This window comes from Xanthomonas sp. SHU 199, from assembly GCF_000364665.1.
In the GTDB taxonomy this organism is placed as follows: Bacteria; Pseudomonadota; Gammaproteobacteria; order Xanthomonadales; family Xanthomonadaceae; genus Xanthomonas_A; species Xanthomonas_A sontii.
In genome coordinates this window covers 1-7701 of the sequence record NZ_AQOI01000727.1, presented here as the reverse complement: position 1 = coordinate 7701, position 7701 = coordinate 1, and the positions used below count along the sequence as shown (strand labels likewise).

Below are 7701 nucleotides of genomic sequence, written 5' to 3'. Positions count from 1 at the left end.
GTCTGTTGCGCGTACTGGCGGGTGGCCAGCAGTTCGTCGCGCTCGTGCGCGCTGAGCGGTTGCAAGTGGCGATAGCGCCAGACGTCGCGGCTGGACAGGAACACCACGCCGTGGCTGTCGCTGACCAGCACCACGTCGGGCACGCGCAGCCATTCGTGCTCCAGCGCGGCCAGTTCGATCTTGATCACGATCACCCCGAGCGGGCGCCCGCGTGCGTCGAGGATCGCCTGCGAGAGGAAGTAGCCGGGCACGCCGGTGGTCATGCCGATGCCGTAGAAGCGGCCCTTGCCCTGCGCCAATGCCTGCTTCACGTACGGGCGAAAGCTGTAGTCGGCGCCGACGTTGCTGCTGGCCAGGCGCCAGTTGCTGGCGGCCAGGGCCACGCCGTTGGCATCGATCAGGGTCAGGGTCGAGGAGCGGGTGACGTCGTTGGCGCGCTCCAGCTTCAGGTTCAACTGCTGCTGGGTGGCCGCGTCCAGCGGATGGGTCAGGGCGTCGCGCAGTTCCGGATCCAGCGCCAGCACCTGCGGCAGGGTACGGTAGCGGTCGATGCGCTGCTGCAGGGTCTGCGCATACAGCTCCAGCTGTTGACGCAGTTGCACGCTCTCGGCGCGCAGCGCGCGCTGTTCGGCGACGTGTTGCGCCGACAGCATCGCCAGCACCATGCCGCCGACGATGACGACCAGCAGCAGGATCAGGCGACGATGGCGCAGGAGCGAAGGCATGCGGAAGAACGCGGCGGACGGGACCGCATCAGCTTAGAGGGTGCGCCGCCGTTTGCGGCATGCGGCGGAGATGGTTGGCGTCGCGGAGCGCCAACGAGCCGAAACCGCCGGCAGGTGCAACGGCGATCGCATCAGGGAACGTCGCCGGTGTCGTCTCGCGGATGTGCCGCGAACACGCTGTGGGCGCCGAGGCCGCATCACCCAAGGGGCCTTGGCATCGCCGACGCCCCTCCTGCGGCTCGCTGCGCAGCCTTTGCGGCTGGCGCAGCGGGGTGCACGCCGGCCGATCGCCTCGGATCGGCCGGCGTGCGCTGGCTCAGAACTGGACCTGGGCGCGGACGTCCAGCGAGTTCGGCTTGACGTGCACGCCGGCGCGTTCGGCATCGGCGCGCACGTAGTTGACCTGGAACTTGAAGTGGCTGGTCAGGTACCAGTTGGCGCCGAAGGTCCAGTCGTGCTGGCGGCCGCCGAGCACCGTGCCGTCGTCCAGGTCCAGGCGGCTGTAGCGCGCCAGCAGTTCGACCGCGCCGTAGGCGTTGGCCGGCTTGATGTTGCCGACGTTGCCGGCGCTGTACGGCCGCGATTCGCCGGTCAGCACGTAGCTGGCGAACACGTACTGGCCGTCGGCGGTGTAGTCGGGGCGGCCGTTGTCGCGGGTCACGTCGGCGCGCAGCGCCTCGCCCTGCATCGAGAACGGTCCCTTGATCCAGATCGCCTCCAGGCCGGTGCGGCGCACCTGGTCGACGTCGACCAGCGTGCCCGAATCGATCAGGCGCACGTCGGTCAGGCCGGCTTCCGGACGCGCACGGAAGCGCGCGCGCGGGCTGAAGCTCACGTCCAGACCGTTGTGGTAGCCGCGCGGATTCTCCTGCGAGTACGCCAGGCCCAGGTGCAGCACGTCGCCGTCGGCCTTGAACGGGGTCCACACGCCGCGCACCGCCTGGGTGGTACCGGGGTTGTCGCCCTGCAGGTCCTTGCCGCCGTAGGCGCCGGCCTGCAGCAGGTATTGCGGACGCTCGAAGGTCCACTCCACGCCGGTGCGACGGCCCTGGTAGATGGCCTGCACCGGCAGCGCCACTTCCATGAAGCTGTCCGCGCGCGAGCTGGTCACGCCTTCCAGGCCCACCGGCACCTTGATGTAGCCCAGGCGCACCTTGCCGTAGTCGGCGCCGAACAGGGCCTTGGTCTCGAAGCGGAAGAACACGTCCAGCCACAGCTTGGACTGGAAGTCGAAGTACACCATCGCGTCGTACACGCCCTTCTTCTTCAACGTGGCGCCGAACTCCTTGCGCCGGAACGCGTTGTCGTCCTCCAGGCGACCGTCGTCGTTGGAGAAGTTGTTCCAGTCGTAGGCGTAGTTGCCGGTCACGGCCAGTTCGGTGCCGTCGTTGAAGGCGACCTTGGTCGGCCACTCGTCGAAACCGTTGGCGGCGACGGCGGGAGCGGCGGCGGTCAGGCCCAGCGCAGCGAAGAGGAGAGTGTGGCGCATGATGGAGTCGTCTCGGTAAGGAATGAAGGCGCGGCAGTCCCCGGCCGGGCTGGTGGTGCCATGGATGGCGCGGGCAGTGCGGCGGTGGACCGCACGCGAACGGTGAGGCCGCTGCGACGCGGACACGGTGCCGGACGTGATGCCCCCTGCATGCAATAGCGGACGCGCCCGGCCGTTCTTTACGGCGATGTTGCAGTCCTGCGGCGCCGTCTCCCCCTGAAGACGTGCGCTGCGATGGCGGCCACGCCGCCATCGGCCGCGAGGGGCGGCGTCTGCGTGCGGCGTAGCGTCAGCCCTTCCGTGAGCCTGCCGCGCCACTGTAACCGCGTCGACACGGCGCGGCGCCGGGCCTAGTACCAATAGGTTATCTGCTTAGACGCTGGCGACGCGTACAAAGGCAGCATTCCGCGACCCGCGTCGGGTGGGCGGACCGTCCCGGAGCGCCTTCGATGCATATCTCAACTTCCCCGGCCAGCCCTGCGCCGCGGCCGGTGCCGTTCTACCGGCATACCTACGTCCAGGTGCTGGTGGCCATCGTCATCGGTGCCGTACTCGGCCATCTGGAGCCGCAGTTCGCCACGCAGCTCAAGCCGCTGGCCGATGCCTTCATCAAGCTGGTGAAGATGATCATCGCGCCGGTGATCTTCCTGACCATCGTCACCGGCATCGCCGGCATGACGCACCTGAAGACGGTGGGCCGGGTGTTCGGCAAGGCGATGGTGTACTTCCTGTTCTTCTCCACCCTGGCGCTGGTGGTGGGGATGATCGTCGCGCACGTGGTGCAGCCCGGCGCGGGCATGGACGTCAACCTGGCCAAGCTGGACCAGAGCAAGGTCGCCAGCTACGTGCAGAAGTCGCACGACCTGACCCTGGTCGGCTTCCTGATGGACATCATCCCCAACTCGCTGCTCGGCGCGTTCACCGGCGACCAGGTGGTCAACGGCAAGCTGGTCGGGACCAACGTGCTGCAGGTGCTGTTCGTCGCCGTGCTGTTCGGCGTGTCGCTGGCCATGGTCGGCGAGCGCGGCAAGCCGGTCCTGAACTTCCTGGAGGCGTTGATCGCGCCGGTGTTCAAGCTGGTGCACATCCTGATGAAGGCCGCGCCGATCGGCGCGCTGGGCGCGATCGCCTACACCATCGGCGAGCACGGCCTGCACTCGCTGGTGCAGTTGGCCTGGCTGGTCGGTTCGTTCTACGTCACCTCGCTGCTGTTCGTGGTGGTGATCCTCGGCGCCGTCGCCTATCTGTGCGGCTTCTCGATCTTCAAGCTGATCCGCTACCTCAAGACGGAACTGTTGCTGGTGCTGGGCACGTCCTCGTCCGAATCGGCGCTGCCGTCGCTGATGGAGAAGATGGAGCGCGCCGGGTGCGAGAAGTCGGTGGTCGGCTTGGTGGTGCCCACCGGTTACTCGTTCAACCTCGATGGCACCAACATCTACATGACGCTCGCGGCGCTGTTCATCGCGCAGGCCACCAACACCGAACTCACTCTGGGCCATCAGATCACGCTGCTGCTGGTGGCGATGCTCAGCTCCAAGGGCGCGGCCGGCGTGACCGGCGCCGGCTTCATCACCCTGGCGGCGACGCTGGCGGTGGTGCCGGAAGTGCCGGTCGCCGGCATGGCGTTGATCCTGGGCGTGGACCGCTTCATGAGCGAGTGCCGCTCGCTGACCAACTTCATGGGCAATGCGGTAGCCACCGTGGTGGTCTCGCGCTGGGAGAATGCGCTGGATCGCGACCGTCTGCGCCTGGCGCTGGATGGCGAGGCCGTGCCGCTGCCGGCGGTGGCGGCCGAACCGCTCGCCACGCGCTGATCCCTTGCACCACACGACGCGCCGGCCTTGCCGGCGCGTTGCTTTTTTCCTGCCCCCAACGCCGTGGCGACAGCCGCCAGACAGGACCGCTCCTGCGGCTGGGGGTAGAATTCCGGGCCTCCGCGCCTTTCGACAAAAGAAGCCCTCGATGTCAAACGACGATTTCAAACAGGCCGCCCTCGACTATCACCGCCAACAGCCGCCGGGCAAGATCAAGGTCTCCGCGACCAAGCCCATGCTGACCCAGCGCGATCTCTCCCTGGCCTATTCGCCGGGCGTGGCCTTCGCCTGCGAGGCCATCGTCGCCGATCCGAAACAGGCCAGCGAACTGACCGCGCGCGGCAACCTGGTGGCGGTGATCAGCAACGGCACCGCGGTGCTGGGCCTGGGCAACATCGGCCCGCTGGCATCCAAGCCGGTGATGGAAGGCAAGGGCGTGCTGTTCCAGAAGTTCGCCGGCATCGACGTGTTCGACATCGAGATCAACGAGAACGATCCGGACAAGCTGGTCGACATCATCGCCAGCCTCGAGCCGACCTTCGGCGGCATCAACCTGGAAGACATCAAGGCACCGGAGTGCTTCATCGTCGAGCGCAAGCTGCGCGAGCGCATGAACATCCCGGTGTTCCACGACGACCAGCACGGCACCGCGATCATCGTCGGCGCGGCCGTGCTCAATGCGCTGGTGGTCACCGGCAAGAAGATCGAAGAGGTCAAGCTGGCCACCACCGGCATGGGCGCGGCCGGCATCTCCTGCGTCAACATGCTGGTCTCGCTGGGCCTGAAGCCGGAGAACATCCTGGCCCTGGATCGCGACGGCGTGATCCACACCGGCCGCACCGACCTGGACCCGGACAAGGCGCGCTACGCCCGCGACACCGACAAGCGCACCCTGGCCGAGATCGTCGAGGGCGCGGACATCTTCCTCGGCCTGTCGGCCGCGGGCATCCTCAAGCCGGAGATGGTGGCGACGATGGCGCCGCAGCCGGTGATCTTCGCCCTGGCCAATCCGAATCCGGAGATCACGCCGGAGGCAGCCAAGGCGGTGCGTCCGGACGCGATCATCGGCACCGGCCGTTCGGACTATCCGAACCAGATCAACAACGTGCTGTGCTTCCCCTACCTGTTCCGTGGCGCCATCGACGTCGGCGCCACCGGCATCAACGAGGAAATGAAGATCGCCTGCGTCAAGGCGATCGCGGCGATGGCGCGGCGCGAGGCCTCCGACCTCGGCGCGGCCTACGGCGGCGAGACGCCGAGCTTCGGCCCCGACTACCTGATTCCGCGGCCGCTGGATCCGCGCCTGCTGGTCGAGCTGTCCTCGGCGGTGGCGCAGGCGGCGATGGATTCGGGCGTGGCCACGCGGCCGATCGCCGACATGGCCGCCTACCGCGACAAGCTCAGCCAGTTCGTCTACCGCACCAGCCTGATGATGAAGCCGGTGTACGACCGCGCCCGCGCCGACAAGCAGCGCGTGGTCTATGCCGAGGGCGAAGAGGAAGTGGTGCTGCGCGCGGTGCAGAGCGTGATCGACGAGGGCCTGGCGTTCCCGATCCTGATCGGCCGTCCCGACGTGATCGAGGCGCGCATCCAGCGCCTGGGCCTGCGCATCACCGCCGGCGTGGATTTCGAGATCACCAACATCCACGACGATCCGCGCTTCAACGACTACTGGCAGTACTACCACGCGCTCACCGAGCGCCGCGGCGTCACCGTCACCGCGGCCAAGGAACTGATGCGCTCGCGGCCGACGCTGATCGCCGCGGTGATGGTCGCGCGCGGCGAAGCCGATGCGCTGCTCACCGGCGTGGTCGGCCGCTTCCACAAGAAGCTCGGCTACGCGCGCAGCGTGATTCCGCTGGAGCCGCGGGTCAGTTCGACCTCGGCGATGACCGGTGTGATCAACCAGCAGGGCGCGTTCTTCTTCGTCGACACCCACGTGCAGGAAGATCCCAGCGTGGAGCAGATCGTCGAAGCCACGCTGCAGGCCGCCTATCGCCTGAAGCTGTTCGGCATCGAGCCGAACATCGCGCTGCTGTCGCACTCCAACTTCGGCAGCCACGATTCGCGCGACGCGCTGAAGATGCGCCAGGTGCGCGAGGCGCTGCTCAAGCGCAAGCCCGAACTCAACATCGACGGCGAGATGCAGGGCGATACCGCGTGGGACGAGGCGCTGCGCAAGCAGATCATGCCCAACAGCACGCTGAAGGGCCGCGCCAACCTGTTCGTGCTGCCGAACCTGGAAGCGGCCAACATCGCCTACAACCTGGTGCGCGTGTTCACCGACGGCGTGGCGATCGGCCCGATCCTGATGGGCATTTCCAAGGCGGTGCACATCCTCACCACCAGCGCCACTTCGCGCCGGGTGATGAACATGACCGCGATCGCCGCGGTCGATGCGCAGATCCGCAAGCAGCTCGAAGCGGAAAAATAAGCCGCCACGCGGCTTCCAGCCCGCACCGGCCCGCATGACTGCGGTGCCGGTGCGGCTGCACGTGCTGCAGCGGCGCTTCGGGCGTGCGCACACGGCACGGCTGGCAGTACGGCTGCCACCCTCATGTCTTCAGGAGATCCGCTCGCGCGCTGCGCGCGCCTCACGTGCGAGTCGTGCACGAGGCCGTGCCTGAGCGCGCGATGTCGCCGCAGACGGAATGAGTGGCAGGGGAGGCGGCCGCGGTGCGCCAGGAGCAGTGAGGGAGTGGCGCTGAAGCGGCAAGAGTGCCGCAACCGCTGCGCCGGATTGCGGCGAGATCAGCGAAAGGGCGGGGCTGGAAGCGGTTTCATATCGGGGCGACAGCGAATGTCGCAGTGCGAATCGCGTCTTCACGCGCAGCCGGCACCTGGGCTGCGCAGGGTCGAGCCGGGCACGGGAACGGCGCCAGTGGCGCCGCGCCGCGCTCAGGCCATGCGCTTGCCCACCGGCAACGGCAGGCTGTCGCTGTCGGTCTGATTCAGCTTGGACGGCTTGCCGGTCAGCAGCACATACGCATCGACGCCGGTAAGTTCGGCGATCTTCAGCAAATGCCGGGCATTGGGGACCGAACGGTTGTTCTCCCAATGACCCAGGGTGCTATGCGCCACGCCCAGCAAGGCGGCAAGCTCGCGCAGTGTGAAACCGGCATTTCGCCGCGCCTGCATCAAACGCACACCTATATCCACGAGACACCTCAAAGCGGCATGTCGGCGCCGCGTGATGCCAGCATAGTGGTGCGTTGGTTCCGTATCAAGCGAACCGGAAAGGCGCGTGAAAGGACCGCCTGGGGCCGCCGCCGCGCACCGCGCCCGTGGCGGGACGGGCTGCTAGAATCGCCTGTCCCTTTTTGCCGTGTCCCCACCGCCATGAGCCATACCGCCACCGCGCCCGCCAATGCCCAGACGCGCTACGAGGTGCGCCGCGTCGACCTGCCGCTGAGCTGCCCGACCCCGGAGATGGCGCTGTGGAACTCGCATCCGCGGGTCTACCTGCCGATCGAGGACGAGCCGGGCCTGGAAGCCAAGTGCCCGTACTGCGGCGCGGTCTTCGTGCTGGTCGACTGATCCGGGTTCGATGCACCGCCTGACCGTGGTGCAGCTGCTGCCGGCGCTGGAGTCCGGCGGCGTCGAGCGGTCCACCCTGGAAATCGCCCAGGCCCTGGTCGAGGCCGGGCATCGCGCCGTGGTCGTGTCGGCCGGC

6 protein-coding genes and 1 pseudogene are annotated in these 7701 nt (G+C 67.7%); 4 read left to right on the top strand and 3 right to left on the bottom strand.

The genetic code is table 11. The features are described from left to right. A partial coding sequence (locus D183_RS25435) for a cache domain-containing protein (protein WP_039728967.1) occupies positions 1–725 on the bottom strand: 725 nt, incomplete at its 3' end. Positions 726–1041: 316 nt separating this feature from the next. Beyond that, entirely contained in the window at positions 1042–2214 is a 1173-nt protein-coding gene (locus D183_RS0120265; protein ID WP_017910608.1) for an OprO/OprP family phosphate-selective porin, read from the bottom strand. A gap of 449 nt (positions 2215–2663) precedes the next feature. On the opposite strand from D183_RS0120265, the gene D183_RS0120260 reads away from it, so the two are divergent. Together D183_RS0120260 and D183_RS0120255 are read left to right on the top strand one after the other, a co-directional pair. Continuing rightward, positions 2664–4028, top strand: coding sequence for a dicarboxylate/amino acid:cation symporter (locus D183_RS0120260; RefSeq protein WP_026144702.1), 1365 nt, complete (start codon positions 2664–2666; stop codon positions 4026–4028). A 148-nt stretch (positions 4029–4176) separates the two neighbouring features. Beyond that, complete coding sequence (locus D183_RS0120255) at positions 4177–6462, top strand: NADP-dependent malic enzyme (protein WP_017910606.1); 2286 nt, start codon at positions 4177–4179, stop codon at positions 6460–6462. A 464-nt stretch (positions 6463–6926) separates the two neighbouring features. Here the strand turns inward: D183_RS0120255 and D183_RS0120250 are convergent, their stop codons facing one another. Continuing rightward, positions 6927–7187 (bottom strand): helix-turn-helix domain-containing protein, encoded by a 261-nt coding sequence (locus D183_RS0120250; protein ID WP_225851569.1) that lies wholly within the window; start codon positions 7185–7187, stop codon positions 6927–6929. 180 nt (positions 7188–7367) lie between these two features. Here D183_RS0120250 and D183_RS0120245 point away from each other — a divergent pair, with 180 nt between their 5' ends. Beyond that, complete coding sequence (locus tag D183_RS0120245) at positions 7368–7565, top strand: zinc-finger domain-containing protein (protein ID WP_017910604.1); 198 nt, start codon at positions 7368–7370, stop codon at positions 7563–7565. A 10-nt stretch (positions 7566–7575) separates the two neighbouring features. Continuing rightward, a pseudogene (locus D183_RS27085) lies at positions 7576–7701 on the top strand (glycosyl transferase); the annotation flags it as partial.

Coding starts and splice junctions, on each gene's coding strand:
- D183_RS0120265 (WP_017910608.1), bottom strand. CDS start 2,214: ATGCGCCACACTCTCCTCTTCGCTGCGCTGGGCCTGACCGCCGCCGCT.
- D183_RS0120260 (WP_026144702.1), top strand. CDS start 2,664: ATGCATATCTCAACTTCCCCGGCCAGCCCTGCGCCGCGGCCGGTGCCG.
- D183_RS0120255 (WP_017910606.1), top strand. CDS start 4,177: ATGTCAAACGACGATTTCAAACAGGCCGCCCTCGACTATCACCGCCAA.
- D183_RS0120245 (WP_017910604.1), top strand. CDS start 7,368: ATGAGCCATACCGCCACCGCGCCCGCCAATGCCCAGACGCGCTACGAG.